The organism is Vibrio alfacsensis, assembly GCF_019670485.1.
GTDB classification, from domain to species: domain Bacteria; phylum Pseudomonadota; class Gammaproteobacteria; order Enterobacterales; family Vibrionaceae; genus Vibrio; species Vibrio alfacsensis.
Genome location: NZ_AP024165.1, coordinates 2,897,994 through 2,920,793 on the forward strand (window position 1 = coordinate 2,897,994; position 22,800 = coordinate 2,920,793).

A 22,800-nucleotide genomic window follows, 5' to 3' on the forward strand; every position below is an offset into this window, starting at 1 on the left:
CTCTACAAGGATGTCTCGCAATCATGGGTTATGAATGGCTGGCGCTGTGCGCCGCTTTCTTATGGGCTGTTTCTAGCTTAATTTCTGTTGTTCCCGCGCAGCATCTCGGGGCGTTTGCTTATAGTCGATGGCGTATGGGCTGTACCGCGGTCATCCTCTCCACGATGGCGTGGTTCACGGGGGGCTGGCTAAGTGTCTCCACCGAACATATTACGCCAATGATGGCGTCCGGTTTAATTGGCATTTTTATTGGCGATACCGCGTTGTTCGCCTGTTTGAATCGCATGGGACCACGCCAAGCAGGCTTGTTGTTTTCTTGCCATGCGGTGTTCTCTGCCATCTTGGGTTACTTCCTATTTAGCGAAAGCATGACTGGCACGGAGTTGATTGGTGCAACCTTAGTCTTCAGCGGTGTCGTAATGGCGATTTTCTATGGTCGACGCGGGCAAGCTAGCAACGCGCTAGAAGAGATCAAAGGCAACGTTTGGATTGGTATCGGGCTCGGTTTAACCGCCGCTATGTGTCAGGCTCTGGGCGGCATCATCGCTAAACCTGTCATGCAAACCACTGTTGACCCTGTCGCCGCCTCTGCCATTCGTATGATCAGTGCTTTCATCGCGCACTATGCGCTCTGGTTAATTGGTGCGAAAGTGGCTCGCGCAACGCAAACCATCACGTGGAAAGTTTTTGGTATTACTGCATTAAATGGCTTTTTGGCCATGGCGGTAGGTATGACGTTGATTCTTTATGCCCTGCGTGAGGGTAATGTCGGGATGGTGGCTCTGCTTTCTTCAACAACGCCGATCATGTTGCTGCCATTGTTGTGGGTTTACACCAAGAAACGCCCAAATCGCTTTGCCTGGTTTGGAGCAGCCTTAGCCGTGATTGGTACTGGTATCTTGGTGCGATAACGTGCCGAACACCGCTCTATTAAGCGCCAAACCTTAGACACAAAAAAGCCCGAGTCGAACTCGGGCTTCTATCATTCTGAATCGTCAGTTAATTACTTAACTAGCACTTCACCAGACATTTCTGCAGGGATTTCTAGACCTGCTAGAGAAAGCATTGTTGGTGCAAGGTCAGACAGTTTACCGCCTTCTTTGAACTCAACCGCTTTGTCACCTACGTAGATTAGAGGCACTGGTAGGTTAGTGTGAGCAGTGTGGATGCCGCCAGTTTCTGGGTCGATCATCATCTCTGCGTTACCGTGGTCCGCAGTAATTAGCATTTGACCGCCAACTTCTTTGATTGCTTCAACCACTTTACCAACGCTTTCGTCTAGTGCTTCGATAGCTTGCTCAGCCGCTTCGTAAACGCCAGTGTGACCAACCATATCTGCGTTCGGGTAGTTACAGATGATAGTGTCGTACTTACCAGACTTGATAGCCGCAACCATCTTCTCTGTTAGTTCTGGAGAGCTCATTTCTGGCTGCATGTCGTAAGTTGCTACTTTTGGAGAAGCAACAAGTTGACGCTCTTCGCCTTCGAATTCGTTCTCAATACCACCGTTGAAGAAGAAAGTCACGTGTGCGTATTTCTCTGTTTCAGAGATACGTAGCTGAGTTTGACCTTGCTTAGATAGCCACTCACCGTAAGTGTTTTCTAGAGACGCAGGTGGGAATGCGATAGCTAGAGGGATATCAGCTGCGTATTGAGTCAGCATCACGAAGTTGATTGCTGGGAATGCAGCGCGCTCGAAGCCGTCAAATGCAGGAACGAATGCACGAGTGATTTGACGTGCACGGTCAGCACGGTAGTTCATGAAGATAACCGCATCGCCATCTTGCATAATTGCGTCTTCTTGACCATCTACTTTGATTGCCGTTGCTTTAACGAACTCGTCATTTTCGCCGCGAGCGTAAGCCGCTTCTAGACCTGCAACTGCCGTATCGAAAGTAAACTCAGCTTTCGCTTGAGTTAGAAGATCGTAAGCAACTTGAACGCGATCCCAGTTGTTGTCACGGTCCATTGCGTAGTAACGACCAACTAGAGAAGCAACGCGACCTTTACCTAGTTTCGCAAATAGATCTTGGAAACGTTGTAGTGAGTTTTCAGCACTACGTGGTGGCGTATCACGGCCGTCTAGGAAGCAGTGTAGGTAGATTTTCTCAGCGCCACGAGCTGCTGCCATTTCAACCGCTGCGTAGATGTGATCTTCATGAGAGTGAACACCGCCTGGAGACATAAGACCCATGATATGTACTGCTTTCTCAGCTTTTACTGCAGAATCGATAGCTTCTACTAGTGCAGCTGTCTCAGCAAATTCACCGTCAGCGATAGATTTAGTAATACGAGTTAGATCTTGGTATACAACGCGACCTGCACCGATGTTGGTGTGACCAACTTCTGAGTTACCCATTTGACCGTCAGGTAGACCAACGTCCATGCCTGAAGCAGAGATTAGAGTGTTAGGGTTGTTCGCAATCAGTGCATCCATAACTGGTGTTTTAGCATTTGCAATTGCGTTACTTGCTGTGTCTTCACGGTAACCGTAACCGTCAAGGATAACTAGAGCCAATGGCTTCTTAGCAGACATAGTGATGACCTCATCAAATTTAAGTAACTTTCGGCGTAGGGCTTCATTGCCCATCTAACCTTGAAACAAAACTAGCGTAATTTTACTACACTTTTTAACCAGAACTGTAGGTTAAGATCAAATAATGTTTGCGATTTATTGTTGCTATCTTACAAGTTAGCAAGCAATACGACTTTGTCTGCAAACGTGTTCCACAAGCATAGTCACTTTCAAGATGCTTTGTATAACCACCGAAATACTTAGGTGAAAAACTTTTTGTTAATACCTATATTGCGCTTTTGAACGTAGAAGTGAAGTCAATTACACCGATTAGATTGATAGGAAACGTCGATACTATGATTGCAGGAATAACCACTCCAAAAGAGCCTTAACGCAAGCGATGAGATCTCAATTATAGGTTAGAAAATTTTAACCCTCTCGCCTAAGACGATTAACCTCGCTATACTCCTGCTTTATTTTTCCGCCAACAGTGTAAGAGCTCAGGACATGCAAGAGTACATTGAATTTTTCCAACAGAACATGATTCTATCCTTAGTATGGGTAGGTCTTCTTGTCGCTTTCATCATGAGTATCGTGAAATCAGCGACCTCAGCATACAAAGAAATCAACGTTAACCAACTGACTCATCTTATGAACCGTGAAAACGGTATTGTGGTGGATATCCGCGCGAAAGATGAATTCAAAAAAGGTCATATCACCGACGCAGTTCACATTTTGCCATCAGATATCAAAGCGGGTAACTTTGGTAGCCTTGAAAACCAAAAATCAAACCCAATCATTGTGGTATGCAAAACGGGCCAAACCGCTCAAGAAAGCGCAAACCTACTAGCAAAAGCGGGCTTTGAAAATGTAAGCCTACTGAAAAACGGTTTGATTGCGTGGAACGAAGCGAACCTTCCACTCGTACGTGGTAAGAAATAAGGTCGCGGTGAAAACAATTTTACCAGCCTCGTTTTTATAAACTGAGCAAATTGAAAGCAGTTGACGCGTTAAGTTGTGATGCTTTGCACGTAATGAACGCTTCACCTAGTCAAGGCAAATTTGCTCAGTTAGTCTCAGGACAAAACATATTTCGAGGTTTAGAGGTTCTAGACCTAACAAATTTTTATTAAGGATTTAAAAATGGCTGAAGCAGCACCACAAGCAGCACAACAAAACTTCGCAATTCAACGCATCTTCCTAAAAGACGTTTCTTTCGAAGCGCCTAACTCACCAGTAATGTTCCAAAAAGAGTGGAACCCTGACGTTAAACTAGACCTAGATACTCAAAGCCGTGAACTTGGCGAGGGTGTTTACGAAGTTATCCTACGTCTAACCGTTACTGTAAAGAACGAAGAAGAAACCGCGTTCCTATGTGAAGTTCAACAAGGTGGTATCTTCACTGCTGAGCAAATGGAAGCAGGCCAACTAGCACATTGCCTAGGCGCATTCTGCCCTAACATCCTATTCCCATACGCTCGTGAAACTATCTCAAGCTTAGTGGTAAAAGGTACGTTCCCTCAACTGAACCTAGCGCCAGTTAACTTCGACGCGCTATTCATGAACTACCTACAACAGCAAACTCAACAAGGCGAAGCTGAAGCGTAATTCACGCTTTGTAAGTGACGTGTTGCATTCCAAATGAATGAATTCACGTCCTATACTTGAAAAAATGCACAAAGCGTCCAATTAGCGATGCGATGTGCATTTTTTATTTCTGAAAGATCCTAGTTCCTAATCCCTAGAGATCGTAAAATCTGGCGATTATGAACTAGATTCTACTAGTAGAAAGACAATTAGGCGGTAGCATGACACACGCAAATACCAACAATGCTTACGGTAAAGACATCGCAATGACGGTGATTGGCGCAGGATCATACGGTACTTCTTTAGCAATCTCGCTTGCTCGTAACGGCGCGAACGTCATCCTTTGGGGACATGAGCCAGAGCACATGGCACGCCTAGAAGCAGACCGTGCTAACCATGAATTCCTACCTGGGATTGATTTTCCAGAGAGCTTGATCATTGAATCAGATTTAGAAAAAGCCGTTCAAGCAAGCCGTGACTTGTTAGTTGTCGTTCCGAGCCATGTTTTCGGTATTGTACTGAACAGCTGCAAACCTTTCTTGCGCGAAGATTCTCGCATCTGTTGGGCAACCAAAGGCCTTGAGCCAGAAACCGGACGCCTACTCAAAGAAGTCGCTTTCGATATTATTGGCGACAGCTACTCATTAGCAGTGCTATCTGGCCCTACGTTTGCCAAAGAACTCGCTATGGGCATGCCAACCGCGATTTCTGTCGCTTCTCCTGATGCGGAGTTCGTCGCTGATCTGCAAGAAAAAATCCACTGCAGCAAAACTTTCCGTGTCTACGCAAACAACGATTTCATTGGCATGCAACTTGGCGGCGCGGTGAAAAACGTCATCGCTATTGGCGCTGGCATGTCTGACGGTATTGGTTTTGGTGCCAATGCACGTACTGCACTGATTACTCGTGGCCTTGCTGAAATGTGCCGTCTAGGCGCTGCGCTTGGTGCACAACCAGAAACCTTTATGGGCATGGCCGGCCTTGGCGATCTTGTTCTAACTTGTACCGATAACCAATCACGTAACCGCCGTTTTGGTTTGGCACTCGGTCAAGGGAAAGATGTCGATACGGCACAAGAAGAGATCGGTCAGGTTGTAGAGGGTTACCGCAACACCAAAGAAGTTTGGATGCTTTCTCAACGAATGGGCGTTGAAATGCCAATAGTTGACCAAATTTATCAAGTACTGTATCAAGGGAAAGATGCACACCTGGCAGCGCAAGATTTACTTGCTCGTGACAAAAAAGCGGAAGGGAAGTAGCACTCTAACGCCTTTTGAACCTCATCTGAGAAGATTAAACGTTGTCGGGTCACGGAAGAACCACTCAGGATATTGAGAATGAAACACTGCGAAAAACAAAAAGTCTGGAACAAAATTGTTTCAGAAGCCCGTGAAATGTCAGAGCAAGAGCCGATGTTGGCAAGCTTTTATCATGCGACGATCATCAAGCATGAAAGCTTATGTGCCGCGCTGAGCTACATTCTGGCAAACAAATTAAACACCGCATCCATGCCTGCAATGGCGGTGCGTGAAGTGGTTGAGGAAGCCTTTGCGGCGGATCCTAACATCACGGATTTTGCCGCGTGCGATATTTGTGCCACGGTCAATCGCGACCCAGCGGTTTCAATGTACTCAATGCCACTACTGTATCTAAAAGGCTATCACGCTCTTCAAGGTTACCGCGTGGCAAACTGGTTGTGGAAACAAGGCCGTCATGCCCTAGCAACGTACTTGCAGAATCAAATATCCGTCGCGTGTCAGGTCGACATTCACCCTGCCGCACGTATCGGTAGTGGCATCATGTTAGACCACGCAACCGGCATCGTGATCGGTGAAACTGCCGTGGTTGAAAACGACGTTTCTATTTTGCAAGATGTGACCTTAGGCGGTACAGGTAAAGAGGGTGGCGACCGTCACCCTAAGATTCGTGAAGGCGTAATGATTGGCGCTGGAGCAAAGATCCTCGGCAACATCGAAGTCGGTGAAGGCGCGAAAATTGGCTCTTGTTCTGTGGTGCTACAAGCGGTACCTCCGCATACGACAGTCGCAGGTGTACCTGCAAAAATCGTTGGTCGCCCAAAAACAGACAAACCATCTCTCGACATGGATCAAGGCTTTAATGGTAAATCACAAAGCTTTATCCATGGTGATGGCATTTAGTCATTTCTTCTTATTTGATACATACGTGGTAGGAAACTCTCAAGTGCGAAAACAAAATCACTCCGTGCTACGCTCGGCTATTTTATTAACTTGTGTTTTATCTGCCACTTATCCCCTCACCTCTTCTGCTGCCAGTCAGCAAGAGTTAAAAGGGGTTTCTAGCGAAATCAGCCGTCAGCGTAAATCGCTCACTTCTCAAGAAAAACAACTTAACGATCTGCAAAAGTCGCTTAAAGACCAAGAGCTTGGTATCTCGAAACTAGAAAGAGAAATTAAGCAAACTAAGGCAGAATTAGCGCAAGCCGATCAGAACATTAATAAGTTGGAAGAGAAAATTGCACTGCAAGAAGGCCAGCGCCAAGCGCAAGAGGAAGAGCTAAAACAGCTCATTCAAACCTACTACGTGACAGAACGCGCCAAAGCCAATGGACATCTGCTCAATGAAGGGGTTGAAGAGGATCGCATCAGTCAATATTTCCAACACTTAGCGAAAGCACGTGCGGAGGTTATTGATGCCATTACTAAAACCACTCAAGAGTTGGCACACAATAAAAACCAACTTGAATTAGAAAAAGAACAGATTGAAAGCTTGCTGAAACAGCAATCGGAAAAACGTTCGTCTTTGGCAAGCACACAATCGCAACGTAAAGGTACGTTGAGCAAGATTCAAAAAAGCATCACAGACGACAAACGCTATCTTGCAGAGCTTCAGCGCAATGAAACTCGTCTAAAAGCAGAAATAGCGAAAGCTGCGAAACGTAACGCTGTACCTATGGACGGTATCGCAAAGCAACGTGGCAAACTGCCATGGCCAATAAAAGGCCGTGTATTGCATAACTTTGGTACCAAACAAACTGGCCAAGTAAACTGGAAAGGCATGGTGCTCTCTGCCAACTATGGTCAGCAAGTCAAAGCAGTTTACCCTGGTACGGTGGTGTTTGCTGAATACCTACGTGGTTATGGCTTGGTCGTGCTACTCGATCATGGCAAAGGCGATATGACGTTATACGGCTACAACCAAGCGTTAACGAAAAAAGAAGGCGATAGAGTAACCGCCGGTGAAGTCATTGCCCTTGCGGGTGATACCGGTGGTCAAGACAGACCATCACTGTACTTTGAAATTCGTCGCAACAGTGAAGCGCAAAACCCGAAATCTTGGTTAAAGCGTTTATAGCTGCCGTTTGTAATTCCTGCTCTAAACCAACCGCCTTTACAAAAAAACGTCGAACCACAAGAAACGAAGGAGCCAACCAGCGCCTTCGTTGCGTTCGCATTAAAGAAACCCCTACATTCAAGAAACCCTATGCGTAGTACGTCTCTACCGCATCAATAAAGGCCGCCAAATCATCCTTACTTAATTCATTAATGCCTGCTGCTGCTTCTCGGCCGCCGCCCGTGGAGAACTGACCACAAACTGCCACTGCTCCTTGTTTGTTGCTGAGTGGTGCGCGGAGTGAAACGGTATAAGTACCGTCTGCATTTTCGGTTAATACGGCATGAGCTGAATCTGGATTTTGGTTTGCAAGCCAATTGCCATAGACACCGCTAATTCGACGTGATGCGGCATTGTTTGGCAATACAAAAAGCTTGAGTTTTGAACTTTCATGAACGGCTGGTACTGCTTGAGCTGCATTCATATCTTGCTGATAAGCGGACTGCAATTGGTAATATGGCGATGCATTGTCTGCGATTGCATCGAATGGTGAGACGTATTGCTTTAAGGCTTGGTACAAGTCTGCAGGATGGAAATGAAGATCATCAACTTTTGAGCCATAGCCATTGTAGTTAATCAATGTACCGAGTTCTTTTAGCTGCGCTTTCTGCCCTGCATCTAGGCCTGCTTTATCCGCTAACTCATCCGCTTTAGCAATCAAGTTATCTCCATAAGCGGCCGTGATCGCCCATGTATGAAAACGCCCTTTCAACAACTTATCGACAATCAAAGCCGTACAAGTATTCGCATCAAGATCAATGTGTGCATCAAGATTACCATGCGATGGGATAGTGCCGGAACGGTGGTGATCCGCATAGAAAACGTGAGCACCTTGAGCCAGAGCTTGTTCCAGAGCGCTCATGTTTTTTTCCATCGACACATCGAAAATAGCAAGCTCATCGCCAGCTTGCACTTCCACTTGTTCGACGAGCTTAATATCGCGCTTAACGCCAGTCACTAACTGTGTTTCCAGAGGATCAGCAAAACGCCATTGAAGCAAAGCAATGATGCCATCAGCATCACCATTAAAGACATCGTAGTTCATTAAACGATAGTTCCCTTACCGATAATTCATACTTTATTGTGCTCAGAGAGCCGAGCAAGTCAACTTACGAGGTGAAGAGAAATGAGAGCTCAGCTCAAAAAAAAAATCAACAGGTCTAACCAGATTCACTATGCACATCAACAATGAAGAGTGCTCAGTGCTTCTTCTAACAGTTGCAGCTGCTCCAAACCTTGTTCTGTGGCAACGGGCTTAACAACATTCAGCATTTGCAACATGCCTTGCTTAACCATTTGCTCTGTGATGTCAGTTTTTGGAGACATGGCTGATTGATACGCCAACCAACTGCATGCGATTAAATGTAAGGTACAAACCAGAGACTTCAACTGAGTATCGTCAATATGCAGCAACTTCAGAGAAACAAACTCTTGCACAATCGCAATCAAGTTAGCCTGTAGCTTGTCTTGAACATCGATGTATTCATCGTGCAACTGTTCGTCTCTCGACAAAATTTCCGGTAAGTTGGCGTAGAAGAAACGATATTTCCACATCAAGGTAAAGATAGAATCAAGATAGCTTTTTAACATGGTCAGGCTTTCTTGAGAGCCTTGAATCGGAGTAAAACGCTCTAATAACTCTGCAGAGTAAAGCGCAAAAATCTCACGCACGATTTCTTGTTTATTGCGGAAGTGGTAGTACAAATTACCTGGGCTAATTTCAATGTGATCGGCTATGTGATTAGTCGTAATATTTCGCTCACCATGTTGGTTGAACAAGTCCAGTGCTGCATAGACGATTCTGTCGCGCGTTTTCATCTTTATCGTATTCCCTCTTGACTATCTGATCGAGTATAACGACTTCACCCATCTAGATCGATAGAGGGTCCAAATACGGTAACATAGCAGACCAGTTAAAATGCCCATGGTATTCGCTATAAGGTCATGCCAAGACGTCTGTCGACCAACATAACCTTGCAACACTTCAATCACGGCACTAAAAGACAAAATCACCATCGCTGCATAGTAACGCTGCCGCCACTGCAACACACAAAAGCTACCTAAAAAGGCAAAACCACTGTATGCCATCGCATGTTGCATCTTATCTAGATAGGCAACGTCTCCCCAATTCTGTAAATCCCCAGAACTCAAGGAGAGGTAAGCAATCAAAGCAGCATAGCTAAACAAAATAAAACGAGCAGCGGCAAGGTTCATCGTCAATCCTTAAGCAATTGGAAATGGGAATGCGGTGACTTGGTCAATATGGTCACAACCCAGTGCCAACATAATCAGACGATCAATACCTAATGCGACGCCGGCACAATCTGGTAGGCCCGCTTCTAATGCACCAATCAAGTGGTAATCAATCGGTTGTGGTTTTATCCCCATTTCCAAACGCTTGGCATTATCTTGTTCGAAACGAGCCAATTGTTCTTTCGGGTTATCCAACTCATGGAAGCCGTTTGCCAGTTCAATGCCTTTGAAGTACACCTCAAAGCGATCCGCGACACGGTGGTCTTGTGGATTAATCTTCGCCAGTGCCGCTTGCGATGCAGGAAAGTCATAAACAAATGCAGGTACTTGCTGACCAATCTTTGCTTCCACACCAATACTGAACAGCAATTGCAGCAAGGTATCGCGATCTTGTTCTGGCTCTGCAATGTCACTCAGCCCTAGCTTAGCCGCGACCACTTTTAGCTCTTGCATTGAGCCCTCTAGTGGGCACACGCCTAGCACATCAATAAAAGCTTGCTGGTAAGTCATACGATCCGCCGCGCCACATTTCAGTACCAATTGAAGCAGGTCATCCATTTCGTCCATCAGCTTATGGTGATCAAACCCAATGCGGTACCACTCCAACATAGTGAATTCAGGATTATGGTAGCGGCCATTCTCTTCATTACGGAAAGCTTTGTTAATTTGGTAAATACAGCCGCTGCCTGCAGCTAGCAAGCGCTTCATGTGAAATTCGGGACTGGTCATAAAGAACAGCTTGCTACCATCAGCATAACCCGGCCCCACAAACTCAGTCTGGAAAGTATGCAAATGAATGTCAGTCACCGTAGCGTGACTCATGGCTGGCGTGTCAACTTCCATCACCTGTCGCTCGGCAAAGAATTGACGAATTGCGCTAATCAAAGCCGCGCGTTGACGAAGTTGCTCCATAGAAGCAGTAGGTTGCCAGTTCGTTTGCATAACAAAACTCTTAAAAGGTTAGTGAGCAGGAAAAATAGCAATTTTGGCATGGTTTGCCTAGCTCAGCGAGGGGGGAATCGACTCAATTTTCTCAAACTAAATACGAATAAAAATCGATTAAATTTGAAGCAAGCATTCTACGTTCTACAGTACATTAAATCACCACAATTAAGCCTATTATCAATGAGGGTAATGTTAGGCAACAGTCGCGTAACATTGATGAGCTTTACGTTTGTACCTCAAACGTTTCGTGCCGTGATAGCAGTCACATAACCTAGAATTTCTATGCTCCCGTGTGCATTACCGGAGAAAAAACCCAAATACATCAATTTTTCTGCCACACGCCTACCCTACACTAACCTTACTACTTTAGGGGGATTACCTAAAACACCCTCCCCCACACTCACAATAACAAGCGGATTTCCGCAATCACACACTGGAGGATAACTGTGCAAATTATCACCACAGATATCGCAGTCATCGGCGCTGGCGGCGCTGGTCTTCGTACTGCTATTGCAGCGGCTGAAGCTAACCCTGACTTAGAAGTAGCACTTATTTCGAAAGTTTACCCAATGCGTTCCCACACGGTAGCGGCAGAAGGGGGCTCAGCAGCAGTTATCAAGGATGAAGATAGCTTAGATAATCACTTCAACGATACTGTTGGCGGTGGTGACTGGCTATGTGAACAGGACGTTGTTGAGTACTTTGTAGAGAACGCGACTCGCGAAATGATCCAGATGGAACAATGGGGTTGCCCATGGAGTCGTAAAGAGAACGGTGAAGTCAACGTGCGCCGCTTTGGTGGTATGAAAGTTGAACGTACTTGGTTCGCTGCCGATAAAACTGGCTTCCACATGCTTCACACGCTATTCCAGACATCGATGAAGTACGACAACATCAAACGTTTCGATGAGTACTTTGTTGTTGACTTGCTTGTTGATGACGGTGAAGTGCAAGGTCTGATTGCAATCCACATGTCAGAGGGCGAGCTAGTTACGATTAAAGCGAAGTCTGTTGTTTTAGCGACAGGTGGTGCTGGTCGTGTATACCACTGTAACACTAACGGCGGCATCGTAACGGGCGACGGCATGGCGATGGCTTACCGCCACGGCGTTCCTCTACGTGATATGGAATTCGTTCAATACCACCCAACAGGTCTACCAGGTACAGGTATCCTAATGACAGAAGGCTGTCGTGGTGAGGGTGGTATCATCGTTAACAAAAACGGTTACCGTTACCTACAAGACTACGGCATGGGTCCTGAAACTCCAGTGGGCGAGCCGAAAAACAAATACATGGAACTGGGTCCACGAGACAAAGTTTCTCAAGCTTTCTGGCATGAACAGCAGAAAGGCAACACCATCAAACACCCTCTTGGTGATGTGGTGCACCTAGACCTTCGTCACCTTGGTGAAGAGTATTTACAAGAGCGTCTACCGTTCATCTGTGAGCTAGCGAAAGCTTACGTGAACGTTGACCCAGCAAAAGAGCCAATTCCAATTCGTCCAACGGTTCACTACACCATGGGTGGTATTGAAACCAACGGCGAATGTGAGACTCGCATTAAAGGCCTATTTGCGGTTGGTGAGTGTGCATCTGTGGGTCTTCACGGTGCAAACCGTCTAGGTTCTAACTCACTAGCAGAATTCGTCGTATTTGGCCGCGTTGCGGGTGAACAAGCAGTGAAACGCGCAGCGGAATTCAAAGGCTGGAACGAAGAAGCTATCGCAGCTCAAGTGAAAGCGGTTGAAGCTCGCATCGAAGCACTAATGAACCAAGATGGCGACGAAAACTGGGCGGATATCCGCACTGAAATGGGTCACACCATGGAAGCGGGCTGTGGTATATACCGTCAAGAAGATTTGATGCAAGCAACGATTGATAAGATCACGGAACTTAAAGCTCGTTACAAAAAGATCAGCATCAAAGATAAAGGCAAAGTATTCAACACTGACCTTCTATACGCAATTGAAGTGGGCTACGGCCTAGAAGTTGCAGAAGCAATGGTCCACTCTGCAATCCTACGTAAAGAATCTCGTGGTGCACACCAGCGTCTAGATGACGGCTGTACAGAGCGTGACGATGAGAACTTCTTGAAGCACTCACTTGCTTTCTTCCAAGAAGACGCAGCACCAACTATCGACTACAGCGGCGTGAAGATCACCAAGTCTCAGCCAAAAGCACGTCTATACGGTGAAGCGGCAGAGAAAGCGGCAGCAGCAGAAAAAGCCGCTGAAGCAGAAGCGAAGAACGCAGAGGAGCAAGCATAATGTCAGCAAACCGCATTCAAAAAGTGAACGTTCTGCGTTACGACCCAGAAAAAGACGCAGAACCATACACCCAAACATTCGAAGTGCCATTTGATGAAACCATGTCTGTGCTTGATGCGCTAGGCTACATCAAGGACCACTTAGATAAAAACCTGTCTTACCGCTGGTCTTGCCGTATGGCGATCTGTGGTTCTTGCGGCATCATGGTAAACAACGTACCTAAGCTAGCATGTAAGAGCTTCCTACGTGACTACCCAAATGGCGTGACTATCGAGCCACTCGCGAACTTCCCAATCGAGAAAGATTTGATCGTTGATATGACGCCGTTCATCGAGCGCCTAGAAGCCATCAAACCTTACATCATTGGTAATGATCGTAAGCCAGAAGACGGTACAAACCTACAAACGCCAGAGCAAATGGCGAAATACAAGCAGTTTGCTGGCTGTATCAACTGTGGTCTGTGCTACGCAGCATGTCCTCAGTTCGGTTTGAACCCTGAGTTCATCGGTCCTGCTGCTCTGACTCTGGCACACCGCTACAACCTAGATAGCCGCGACAACGGTAAAGATGAGCGCATGAAGCTGATCAACGGTGAAAACGGCGCTTGGGGTTGTACGTTCGTAGGTTACTGTTCTGAAGTTTGTCCGAAGAGCGTCGATCCTGCAGCGGCAGTAAACCAAGGCAAAGTGGAGTCTTCAATGGACTTCGTGATTGCTATGTTGAAACCTGATGGTTCACCGAAAAAAGTGGAGGCATAAGGATGAGCAACCGTAAACCTTACGTTCGTGAAGTAAAACGCACTTGGTGGAAAGATCATCCTTTCTACCGCTTCTACATGCTACGTGAAGCGACAGTGCTTCCTTTGATCCTATTCACTATTTTCCTGACTTTCGGTCTAGGTTCACTAGTAAAAGGTCCTGAAGCTTGGCAAGGTTGGTTGGAATTCATGGCAAACCCTATCGTGGTAGCGATCAACATCGTTGCACTGCTAGGTAGCCTATTCCATGCACAAACTTTCTTCAGCATGATGCCACAGGTTATGCCAATTCGTCTGAAAGGCAAACCAGTGGACAAGAAAATCATCGTTCTGACTCAGTGGGCAGCAGTAGCGTTCATCTCACTGATCGTTCTCATCGTGGTGTAAGGAGCTTGAGTAATGAAACCGAATTATAGTGTTAATACAGCGCCGAAACGTTCTGATGAGCCAATCTGGTGGGGTCTATTTGGTGCCGGTGGTACTTGGTTTGCAATGATTACGCCAATCACAGTACTGGTACTGGGGATCCTAGTGCCACTCGGCGTAATTGATGCAGAAGCAATGAGCTATGAGCGCGTGTCTGAATTCGCAACCAGCATCATTGGCGCACTGTTCATCATTGGTACGCTAGCATTGCCAATGTGGCATGCAATGCACCGCCTACACCATGGCATGCACGATCTTAAATTCCACACAGGTGTGGTTGGTAAAATCGCATGTTACGCGTTTGCAGGTCTGATTTCTGCACTCGCTGTGATCTTTATCTTCATGATTTAAGATACTGACCTAAATGTAAAAAGCTGGCAACACGCCAGCTTTTTTTGTTTCAGTAATAGAATAATTACAACGCAATAAAAAAGGCCGCCAAAGCGACCTTTCTATGAGAAGCTACAAATTACTTCACACGACCTACGTATTCAGCGCTACGAGTATCTACTTTGATCACTTCACCGATAGAGATGAATAGTGGAACACGTACAACAGCACCTGTTGATAGTGTTGCAGGCTTACCACCTGTACCTTGAGTGTCACCTTTTAGACCTGGGTCTGTATCAGTAACTTCTAGTTCAACAAAGTTTGGTGGTGTAACAGTAATTGGGTTACCGTTCCAAAGCGTGATCATACAAGTGTTGTTTTCTACCAACCACTTAGCGTTCTCACCTACAGCTTTTGCGTCTGCAGCGATCTGTTCGAACGTCTCGTTGTTCATAAAGTGGTAGAATTCGCCGTCTGAATATAGATAATCTAGGTCGATATCCATTACGTCTGCCACTTCACAAGTGTCACCAGACTTAAATGTTTTCTCTAGCACTTTACCAGAAAGAAGTTTACGAATTTTAACGCGGTTGAACGCTTGGCCTTTACCTGGTTTAACGTATTCGTTTTCCAGAATTACACAAGGCTCGTTATCAAGCATTAACTTAAGGCCGCCTTTAAATTCATTGGTGCTAACTGTAGCCATTTTGTCCTCTTACATTCTTAGAGCTAAATTCAATGCCGCACATAATAACCCGAAAAGTCGAATCTGTTGAGCAAAACTGGCTCAAACAGTTAGCGAATGGGATCTCTGATCCTGCAAAATTGCTGGAAATGTTGGAAATAAATCCATCGCCGTGGCAGGACGGGTTTGCTGCGCGTAAGCTGTTTGCACAGCGTGTACCGCAAAGTTTTGTCGATAGAATGGAAAAAGGCAATCCTTACGATCCACTTTTACGCCAAGTATTACCTTTGAGCGAAGAGTTTGAGGTCCATGAGGGTTACTCCAATGATCCGCTGGAAGAACAAGATAACGAGGTTCCGGGATTACTGCACAAATACCGCAACCGTGCCCTAATGATCATAAAGGGTGGTTGCGCAGTAAATTGCCGTTATTGCTTCCGTCGCCACTTCCCTTACCAAGAAAACAAAAGCGGTAAGCAAGCATGGACAAAGTGCTTAGAGTACATGGCACAGCAACCAGAACTAAATGAAGTAATCTTCTCTGGTGGCGACCCTTTGATGGCAAAAGACGATGAGATCCACTGGCTTTTGGAGCACATAGCACAAATCCCACATATCAAACGCCTGCGTATTCACAGCCGTTTACCTGTCGTAATCCCAGCTCGTATTACTGATGAGCTATGTCACCTACTTCGAACTTCTCGTCTGCAAATTGTCTTGGTGACGCATATCAACCATGCTAACGAAATTAACGCTGAATTTGCTGCTCAAATGGCGAAGCTAAAGCAAGCGGGTGTCACTCTGCTAAACCAAGGTGTTCTGCTTAAAGACGTTAACAACAGCATTGAGGCACAAGTAGCACTAAACGAAGCCTTGTTTGATGCAGGTATTTTGCCTTACTACTTACACGTTTTAGATAAAGTCCAAGGTGCAGCTCACTACTTTGTTTCCGATGAAGAAGCCAAAGCAATCATGCGCGGCGTGATCACGCGAGTTTCTGGTTACTTGGTGCCTAAGCTAACCCGCGAAATTGGCGGTCGCCCAAGCAAAACCCCACTGGATCTGCATCTAGAGTAAGTTGCTAGCCGTATAATTATATTATCGTTACGAGCAAAAGCTTTTGTTCGATCGAACGGTCTTCTCTATGCATACTCCGCAAATTTGGAGGTTAAGATGCAAGCAACTTTTGAACACTATCTCGATCTTGGCCCATTCAGTTGGGCAGCGCTGCTTTGCTGTGCCATCAATGGTTTGATGATAGGCATTGAGCGTCAGACTCGCGGTAAACCCGTTGGTATTCGTACGGCTATATTAGTTATCTCAGGTACTTATCTGTTTATGTCGATGGCCGTCTCTTTGTCGCCAAATACGCTAGATCAAGCTCGTGTACTCGGTCAGATCATTACGGGTGTTGGCTTCTTAGGTGCTGGCGTGATGATGACGCAAGATGGCAAGATCCACGGTGTTACCTCTGCGGCCGTTATATGGGTCTTAGCCGGATTGGGATTAATGATCGGTTTAGGCTACCTAGCTCAATCCATTATTATCACCGTATTAGCACTGACCGTTTTACTCGGCGTAGACAGAGCGGAAAACCGAATAAAAGCGCTGCGTCGTGGTGTTCACCAAAAGATGCAACAACGCAAAACTTCGACACGAATCCTAAAATAAAATATCCGAATGATAAAAAAGACCCCGCATCATACCGGGGTCTTTTTGTATCTGGCGTTAAGCTAAGAAGGTCACTTAACTTTTGGTGAAGTTCGCTGATTATTTAGCGAAGTTCACGATAGGGAAACACTTGAAGAAACCGTTGTCTGCACAGTTTAGAAGACCAATTTGAACACCGTCAATTTGATCAGTCATGTTGAAGAAACCTAGCTGGAAGTTAGATTTTTTAGAGATACTTGCCAGACCGATATCTGCCATTGTGTAGCCTTCAGAGTAGTTCACAGCACTCCAGTTTAGACCTTCAACGTTGTTAGTCACGTTTACCGCACCTAAGTTAAGACCCGTTGTTTGGCCTTGGTTCCAGTTGAATAGACCTAGCGACACACCTTTCATTTCTTGGTTTACTTTAGATGCACCAAAAAGCAGACCAAAGTTCACACCTGTAGTGCGGTCTGTTTCAGACATACCTAGTAGAGAGAAGTCGACACCTTTCACTTCATTTACTTGACCGTGAAGAACAGACAGACGAACACCACCAACAGAAGAATTTGACGGCGCGTTAGTATTGTCGATAGTAGAGAACATCACTGGTGAGCTATCTGCAAGAGCAAGAGGTGAAGCGATAACGGCAGCAACGGCCAGTGACGTCATTAACTTTTTCATTTTAATCTCCGGAGGAAGTATATAATTTACAACACAGTGTAGTGTTCAGATTCTGCGCTATTTTAACCGAATAGATGTTAGCGTGAAGTCATATTTTATGATTCTGCATGCAGACAAATATATTCATAACTCTGATTTTTAAAGCATTTATCCTATTCTTGTCCACAATCGTGACAAAACGGCACAAAATCAATGCCATTTCCTCCTCACAAATCAGTAAAAATTCTTTCATACCTAACCACCGTGAGATAGCAAACGCCAACAAAAAAATGTCTAAACAACAAATACAAAAAAACCGAGGCATTCACCTCGGCTTAATAGTTTGGTTTGGTCGGTTGTCTTTAAACTATAACGCCTTAGAGCAAAGAGAAAGCGCGGAGTTTACGCATGTAAATGAGCACTTTCGATGCCGCTATAAGGGGTTAAAGCGACAAGACAAGCAGCAAATTACATCATGCCGCCCATACCACCCATACCGCCCATACCACCCATGTCAGGCATGCCGCCGTCTTTTTGTGGTAGGTCAGTCACCATTGCTTCAGTCGTGATCATTAGACCCGCTACTGATGCTGCGAATTGTAGAGCAGAACGCGTTACTTTAGTTGGGTCTAGGATACCCATCTCTAGCATGTCGCCGTATTCGCCAGTTGCTGCGTTGTAGCCGTAAGAACCCTCACCCGCTTTCACGTTGTTCGCTACTACTGACTCTTCGTCACCTGCGTTCTTCGTGATTTGACGGATTGGTGCTTCCATTGCACGTAGTGCAACGCGGATACCAACGTTTTGCTCTTCGTTGTCACCTTGTAGGTCAACAATCTTAGATGCCGCACGAATTAGCGCCACACCACCACCAGCAACAACGCCCTCTTCAACCGCTGCACGAGTTGCGTGTAGTGCATCTTCTACGCGGTCTTTCTTCTCTTTCATTTCAACTTCAGTTGCCGCGCCAACTTTGATCACTGCAACACCACCTGCTAGCTTAGCAACGCGCTCTTGTAGTTTCTCTTTGTCGTAGTCTGACGTTGCATCTTCAATCTGTTGACGGATTTGAGTAACACGACCTTGGATCATCGCTTCTTCACCCATACCATCGATGATAGTGGTGTTTTCTTTGGTGATCGCAACGCGCTTCGCTTGACCTAGATCTTCTAGAGCGACTTTTTCTAGCTCTAGACCCACTTCTTCAGAAATCACGATACCGCCAGTTAGGATAGCGATGTCTTGTAGCATTGCTTTACGACGGTCACCGAAACCAGGTGCTTTTACTGCTGCCACTTTCACGATGCCACGCATGTTATTCACAACAAGTGTTGCTAGCGCTTCACCTTCAACATCTTCAGCGATGATCAGTAGTGGGCGAGATGCTTTCGCTACTGCTTCTAGTGCAGGAAGAAGCTCACGGATGTTCGAGATTTTCTTGTCTACTAGAAGAATGAATGGGTTTTCTAAATCAACAGAACCGGCTTCTTGGTTGTTAATGAAGTAAGGCGATAGGTAACCACGGTCAAACTGCATACCTTCAACTACGTCTAGCTCATCTTGTAGCGCTTGACCTTCTTCAACCGTGATAACACCGTCACGGCCTACTTTTTCCATTGCTTCAGCAATGATGTTACCAACGCTTACGTCAGAGTTTGCAGAGATCGTACCAACCTGTGCGATGGCTTTAGTATCGTTACACTCAACAGATAGCTCTTTTAGTTGCTCAACCGCGGCGATAACCGCTTTGTCGATACCGCGCTTAAGATCCATTGGGTTCATACCCGCAGCAACCGCTTTAAGGCCTTCATTTACGATAGATTGAGCCAGCACTGTTGCTGTTGTTGTACCGTCACCCGCAGCGTCGTTGGCTTTAGACGCTACTTCTTTAACCATTTGTGCACCCATGTTCTGGAATTTGTCTTCCAGTTCAATTTCACGTGCAACTGATACACCATCTTTAGTAATCGTTGGAGCACCAAAAGAGCGGTCTAGAACCACGTTACGACCTTTAGGGCCTAGTGTTACTTTTACTGCATCCGCTAGAATGTTTACACCCTCTAGCATTTTAACTCGTGCGTCATTACCAAATTTAACGTCTTTAGCAGCCATCTTTGATTTCCTTTCTAAATTCTGTTTTCGATTTCGTTTTAAATCAGAGCAAAAAATTACTCAACGATTGCTATTACTCAACGATCGCCATGATGTCGTTTTCAGACATGATCAGCACTTCTTTACCGTCGATTTTCTCAGTCTTAGTACCGTAACCTTCAGCGAAGATCACTGTATCACCAACCTTAACATCTAGCGGTAGCACTGTACCGTTTTCTAGGATGCGGCCTTTGCCTACAGCTAAAACAACACCGCGAGTCGATTTTTCCGCAGCAGAGCCAGTTAAAACGATGCCACCAGCTGACTTAGATTCAACTTCTTTACGTTCAACGATAACTCGGTCATGTAATGGACGAATGTTCATCGGTCGTCTCTCCTGAAAGTTTTCATGTTTATTTGATAATTACCCGCTTGGGGCACGTGATCACTATATAAGGGGCGAGACCAAGGATCCCAAGGGTAAACGGAGAGTTTTTTGTGACTTAGTTAAAAGAACGAACAGTTAAGCAACGGTTTGCGTGCAAAATGCCCACTCGCTCGTCCTGTGGCTTTCTTGTATCCTTGCCACTCCCTCACCAGATAGACGTCGAAAATGCTGGAAAAACACAAGCCAGACAATCAGGCTGAAGATAAGCATGGTTTGTTGACCGCGCCCATTCCTGACACCTTGCGAAAAATGACCATTCCTATGACGATGGGCATGATCGCCATTTTGATGTTCAACTTGGTGGATACCTTTTTCATTTCACTGCTCGGCACTCAGGCGCTTGCTGCGATCAGTTATACCTTTCCAGTGACATTCGCGGTGAACTGCATCACCATGGGGATTGGTATGGGCCTTTCGACCAATATCGGTCGACTGCTTGGACAAGGCCACGCCCCACAAGCAGCACGCTTTACCACTCACGGCTTATTGCTTGCTATCACTTTAGTGACTATCGCCTCATCACTTGGCTTTTTCACGATTGAACCCTTATTCCGCTTATTAGGTGCCAAAGAAGATTCCATCCCACTGATTGAGCAGTACATGCAAGTTTGGTATCTGACCATTCCTCTACTCGTCATTCCTATGGCAGGTAACAGTGCCATTAGAGCCACAGGCGATACCAAAACTCCGGCCAAAATCATGATGCTAGCTGGGCTTATCAACGGCATACTCGATCCATTGCTTATCTTTGGTTATGGCCCTTTTCCTGAGCTAGGCATTCAAGGGGCAGCAATCGCCAGCGCATTCAGTTGGCTTGGCGCGTTGTTTGGCTCTTTCTATGTATTGATAAGACGCGAAAAGCTGCTAGCTCCACCTCAATGGCAGTTCATAAAACAAGATTGGCAACAAACGTTGAAAATTGGCACGCCTGCAGCACTTTCTAATGCAATGAACCCATTATCGGGGGCGATTCTAATGATGATGTTATCAAGCCATGGAACCGCTGCCGTGGCCGCTTATGGTGCAGCACAACGTATTGAGTCGATTTTAATTCTGGTCTTGATGTCTCTAACCTCTGCTCTTACGCCATTTATGGCGCAGAACTTTGGGGCTAAAAACCCTAAGCGAGCCTTTACTGGTTGGTTCCTAAGCATGCGTTTTGCTGTCGTGTTCCAAGGCTTTATCTTCTTGATGATGGTACCACTCAGCATTCCCCTTGCAGCGCTGTTCTCACAAGAAGCAACGGTAAAAGATCTGCTGTGGCATTATTTGCTCGTTGTGCCATTTAGCTATGGTTTCCAAGGGATTGTGATGATGTTAGTCAGTGGCTATAACGCGATGCACAAACCGCTGCGCGCATTCCAATGGAGCTTTATGCGCTTGTTCATCTTTACGTTGCCAGCGGCATGGATTGGCAGTCAGCTTTATAGCATCGAAGGTTTGTTTATTGGCATTGCTCTGGGCAACACACTAGGCGGGTTGCTAGGGTATCTCTTTGCCCTGCGCGAGCGTCGTATGACATTAGCAGAGCACTCGAGCTTTTAGTTCCATATAAAGTCAGTCTCAATCTCAGACTGACTTAAGCTTAGACAAGTTTCAGATAACAAAAAACCGCGGATAACCGCGGTTTTTTTAGACTTTTACTTTAGTAAGCTGGCTTAGAATAGCTCTTCAGCAACTTGGTATAGGTCATTACGTACTGGACGCTTCATGTTTTCGATTGCATCGATAATGTCGTGGTGAACAAGTTGCTCTTTCACGATACCAACACAACGGCCACCATGACCTTCCATTAGTAGGTGAACCGCGTAGTTACCCATGCGAGATGCTAGAACACGGTCAAATGCTGTTGGACGACCACCACGTTGAATGTGACCAAGAACCGTTGCGCGAGTTTCGCGACCCGTTCCCGCTTCAATTTCTTTCGCAAGTTCGTTTGCATCCATCATCAGCTCAGTTAGTGCGATGATTGCGTGTTTCTTACCTTTAGAGATGCCATCTTGGATATTGCTGATTAGCTTCTCTTTATCTAGACCAGTTTCTGGAGTGATGATGTACTCACAGCCACCTGCAATTGCAGACATCAGAGTTAAGTCACCACAGTGACGACCCATGATTTCTACAATAGAAATACGTTGGTGAGAAGAAGACGTGTCGCGTAGACGGTCGATTGCATCGATAACGGTGTTTAGCGCGGTTAGGTAACCGATGGTGTAATCTGTACCTGCGATATCGTTGTCGATTGTGCCTGGTAGACCGATACATGGGTAACCCATTTCAGTCAGTTTTTTAGCACCCATGTAAGAACCATCACCACCGATAACAACAAGTGCATCGATGCCGTGTTTTTTCAGGTTCTCAATTGCTTTTTCGCGTACCGCTACTTCCTTGAATTCAGGGAAACGTGCAGAGCCTAGGAATGTACCACCTTTGTTGATCACATCAGAAACACTAGAACGATCTAGCTGTTCGATACGACCTTCATAAAGACCTAGGTAGCCATCATAAACACCGTAAACTTCCAATCCCTCAGATAGTGCTGTACGAACTACGCCGCGTATTGCAGCGTTCATACCAGGTGCGTCACCGCCACTTGTTAAAACACCGATCTTCTTAATCATGCTCACCCTCGATCTTTGGCAATCAATTTATTTAATTTTCTTCTAGGCCCCTTGTTACCAAGCAACCTGCATAATCCAGAACTGTGCGTTATGTTACATTTCCTCTACAGGAATACCAATGAAAACACACTTTTTTATGTAACTTTTCTACTTATGTAAGAGTATTACAGTTCCTTATAGCAACTTCGTTG

23 protein-coding genes are annotated in these 22,800 nt (G+C 45.8%); 13 read left to right on the forward strand and 10 right to left on the reverse strand.

Features of this window, described 5'->3' with window-relative positions:
• Positions 1-23 precede the first annotated feature (23 nt).
• A complete protein-coding gene (locus tag VA249_RS13395) occupies positions 24-911 on the forward strand; it encodes a DMT family transporter (protein ID WP_221068255.1) in 888 nt (295 codons plus the stop codon).
• Between the two features lie 92 nt (positions 912-1,003).
• Here VA249_RS13395 and gpmM read toward each other — a convergent pair whose 3' ends face one another.
• Positions 1,004-2,536: a 2,3-bisphosphoglycerate-independent phosphoglycerate mutase gene (gene gpmM / locus VA249_RS13400; RefSeq protein ID WP_221068256.1), complete on the reverse strand. Its 1,533-nt coding sequence runs from the start codon at positions 2,534-2,536 to the stop codon at positions 1,004-1,006.
• Between the two features lie 486 nt (positions 2,537-3,022).
• On the opposite strand from gpmM, the gene VA249_RS13405 reads away from it, so the two are divergent.
• The 5 genes from VA249_RS13405 to VA249_RS13425 all read left to right on the forward strand — a co-directional run bounded on the left by VA249_RS13405 (position 3,023) and on the right by VA249_RS13425 (position 7,435).
• Positions 3,023-3,457, forward strand: coding sequence for a rhodanese-like domain-containing protein (locus VA249_RS13405; protein ID WP_128809955.1), 435 nt, complete (start codon positions 3,023-3,025; stop codon positions 3,455-3,457).
• Between the two features lie 201 nt (positions 3,458-3,658).
• On the forward strand, positions 3,659-4,123 hold the full coding sequence (gene secB / locus VA249_RS13410; protein ID WP_221068257.1) for a protein-export chaperone SecB: 465 nt from the start codon (positions 3,659-3,661) through the stop codon (positions 4,121-4,123).
• Positions 4,124-4,323: 200 nt separating this feature from the next.
• Entirely contained in the window at positions 4,324-5,361 is a 1,038-nt protein-coding gene (gene gpsA / locus VA249_RS13415) for an NAD(P)H-dependent glycerol-3-phosphate dehydrogenase (RefSeq protein ID WP_128809953.1), read from the forward strand.
• Positions 5,362-5,439: 78 nt separating this feature from the next.
• Positions 5,440-6,261 (forward strand): serine O-acetyltransferase, encoded by an 822-nt coding sequence (gene cysE, locus VA249_RS13420; protein WP_128809952.1) that lies wholly within the window; start codon positions 5,440-5,442, stop codon positions 6,259-6,261.
• Between the two features lie 25 nt (positions 6,262-6,286).
• Positions 6,287-7,435, forward strand: coding sequence for a murein hydrolase activator EnvC family protein (locus tag VA249_RS13425; protein ID WP_221069956.1), 1,149 nt, complete (start codon positions 6,287-6,289; stop codon positions 7,433-7,435).
• Between the two features lie 127 nt (positions 7,436-7,562).
• On the opposite strand, the gene VA249_RS13430 is transcribed toward VA249_RS13425, so the two are convergent.
• From VA249_RS13430 to epmA, 4 genes are all read right to left on the reverse strand, one after another.
• Positions 7,563-8,519, reverse strand: coding sequence for a DHH family phosphoesterase (locus tag VA249_RS13430; protein WP_221068258.1), 957 nt, complete (start codon positions 8,517-8,519; stop codon positions 7,563-7,565).
• A 137-nt stretch (positions 8,520-8,656) separates the two neighbouring features.
• Entirely contained in the window at positions 8,657-9,292 is a 636-nt protein-coding gene (locus VA249_RS13435) for a TetR/AcrR family transcriptional regulator (RefSeq protein ID WP_221068259.1), read from the reverse strand.
• 21 nt (positions 9,293-9,313) lie between these two features.
• Positions 9,314-9,688: a VanZ family protein gene (locus VA249_RS13440; protein ID WP_128809949.1), complete on the reverse strand. Its 375-nt coding sequence runs from the start codon at positions 9,686-9,688 to the stop codon at positions 9,314-9,316.
• Positions 9,689-9,697: 9 nt separating this feature from the next.
• Positions 9,698-10,669: an elongation factor P--(R)-beta-lysine ligase gene (epmA, locus tag VA249_RS13445; protein ID WP_221068260.1), complete on the reverse strand. Its 972-nt coding sequence runs from the start codon at positions 10,667-10,669 to the stop codon at positions 9,698-9,700.
• Between the two features lie 449 nt (positions 10,670-11,118).
• Between epmA and frdA the strand changes: the two genes are divergently transcribed.
• The 4 genes from frdA to frdD are packed head-to-tail and all read left to right on the forward strand — an operon-like array spanning position 11,119 to position 14,473.
• On the forward strand, positions 11,119-12,939 hold the full coding sequence (frdA, locus tag VA249_RS13450) for a fumarate reductase (quinol) flavoprotein subunit (protein ID WP_221068261.1): 1,821 nt from the start codon (positions 11,119-11,121) through the stop codon (positions 12,937-12,939).
• Positions 12,939-13,697, forward strand: a complete 759-nt coding sequence (locus VA249_RS13455; RefSeq protein ID WP_221068262.1) for a succinate dehydrogenase/fumarate reductase iron-sulfur subunit — start codon at positions 12,939-12,941, stop codon at positions 13,695-13,697. Before frdA ends, VA249_RS13455 begins: the two co-directional genes overlap by 1 nt.
• A gap of 2 nt (positions 13,698-13,699) precedes the next feature.
• Positions 13,700-14,083 carry a fumarate reductase subunit FrdC gene (gene frdC, locus VA249_RS13460; RefSeq protein WP_128809945.1) on the forward strand — a complete coding sequence of 128 codons (384 nt, stop codon included), beginning with the start codon at positions 13,700-13,702 and terminating at the stop codon, positions 14,081-14,083.
• A gap of 12 nt (positions 14,084-14,095) precedes the next feature.
• Complete coding sequence (gene frdD, locus VA249_RS13465; protein ID WP_211915809.1) at positions 14,096-14,473, forward strand: fumarate reductase subunit FrdD; 378 nt, start codon at positions 14,096-14,098, stop codon at positions 14,471-14,473.
• Between the two features lie 118 nt (positions 14,474-14,591).
• Here frdD and efp read toward each other — a convergent pair whose 3' ends face one another.
• On the reverse strand, positions 14,592-15,158 hold the full coding sequence (gene efp / locus VA249_RS13470) for an elongation factor P (protein ID WP_128809943.1): 567 nt from the start codon (positions 15,156-15,158) through the stop codon (positions 14,592-14,594).
• A 32-nt stretch (positions 15,159-15,190) separates the two neighbouring features.
• Between efp and epmB the strand changes: the two genes are divergently transcribed.
• Both epmB and VA249_RS13480 read left to right on the forward strand, forming a co-directional pair.
• Positions 15,191-16,213, forward strand: coding sequence for an EF-P beta-lysylation protein EpmB (gene epmB, locus VA249_RS13475; RefSeq protein WP_221068263.1), 1,023 nt, complete (start codon positions 15,191-15,193; stop codon positions 16,211-16,213).
• 96 nt (positions 16,214-16,309) lie between these two features.
• Positions 16,310-16,807 (forward strand): MgtC/SapB family protein, encoded by a 498-nt coding sequence (locus VA249_RS13480; RefSeq protein ID WP_221068264.1) that lies wholly within the window; start codon positions 16,310-16,312, stop codon positions 16,805-16,807.
• A 99-nt stretch (positions 16,808-16,906) separates the two neighbouring features.
• Here the strand turns inward: VA249_RS13480 and VA249_RS13485 are convergent, their stop codons facing one another.
• The 3 genes from VA249_RS13485 to VA249_RS13495 form a co-directional block, all read right to left on the reverse strand.
• Positions 16,907-17,470, reverse strand: coding sequence for a VC2662 family protein (locus VA249_RS13485; RefSeq protein WP_221068265.1), 564 nt, complete (start codon positions 17,468-17,470; stop codon positions 16,907-16,909).
• Positions 17,471-17,917: 447 nt separating this feature from the next.
• Positions 17,918-19,561, reverse strand: a complete 1,644-nt coding sequence (gene groL / locus VA249_RS13490) for a chaperonin GroEL (RefSeq protein ID WP_221068266.1) — start codon at positions 19,559-19,561, stop codon at positions 17,918-17,920.
• A gap of 73 nt (positions 19,562-19,634) precedes the next feature.
• Positions 19,635-19,925, reverse strand: coding sequence for a co-chaperone GroES (locus VA249_RS13495; RefSeq protein WP_069490608.1), 291 nt, complete (start codon positions 19,923-19,925; stop codon positions 19,635-19,637).
• 228 nt (positions 19,926-20,153) lie between these two features.
• On the opposite strand from VA249_RS13495, the gene VA249_RS13500 reads away from it, so the two are divergent.
• Entirely contained in the window at positions 20,154-21,533 is a 1,380-nt protein-coding gene (locus VA249_RS13500; protein ID WP_221068267.1) for an MATE family efflux transporter, read from the forward strand.
• Positions 21,534-21,646: 113 nt separating this feature from the next.
• Here the strand turns inward: VA249_RS13500 and pfkA are convergent, their stop codons facing one another.
• On the reverse strand, positions 21,647-22,609 hold the full coding sequence (pfkA, locus tag VA249_RS13505; protein WP_128809937.1) for a 6-phosphofructokinase: 963 nt from the start codon (positions 22,607-22,609) through the stop codon (positions 21,647-21,649).
• Positions 22,610-22,800: the final 191 nt, after the last annotated feature.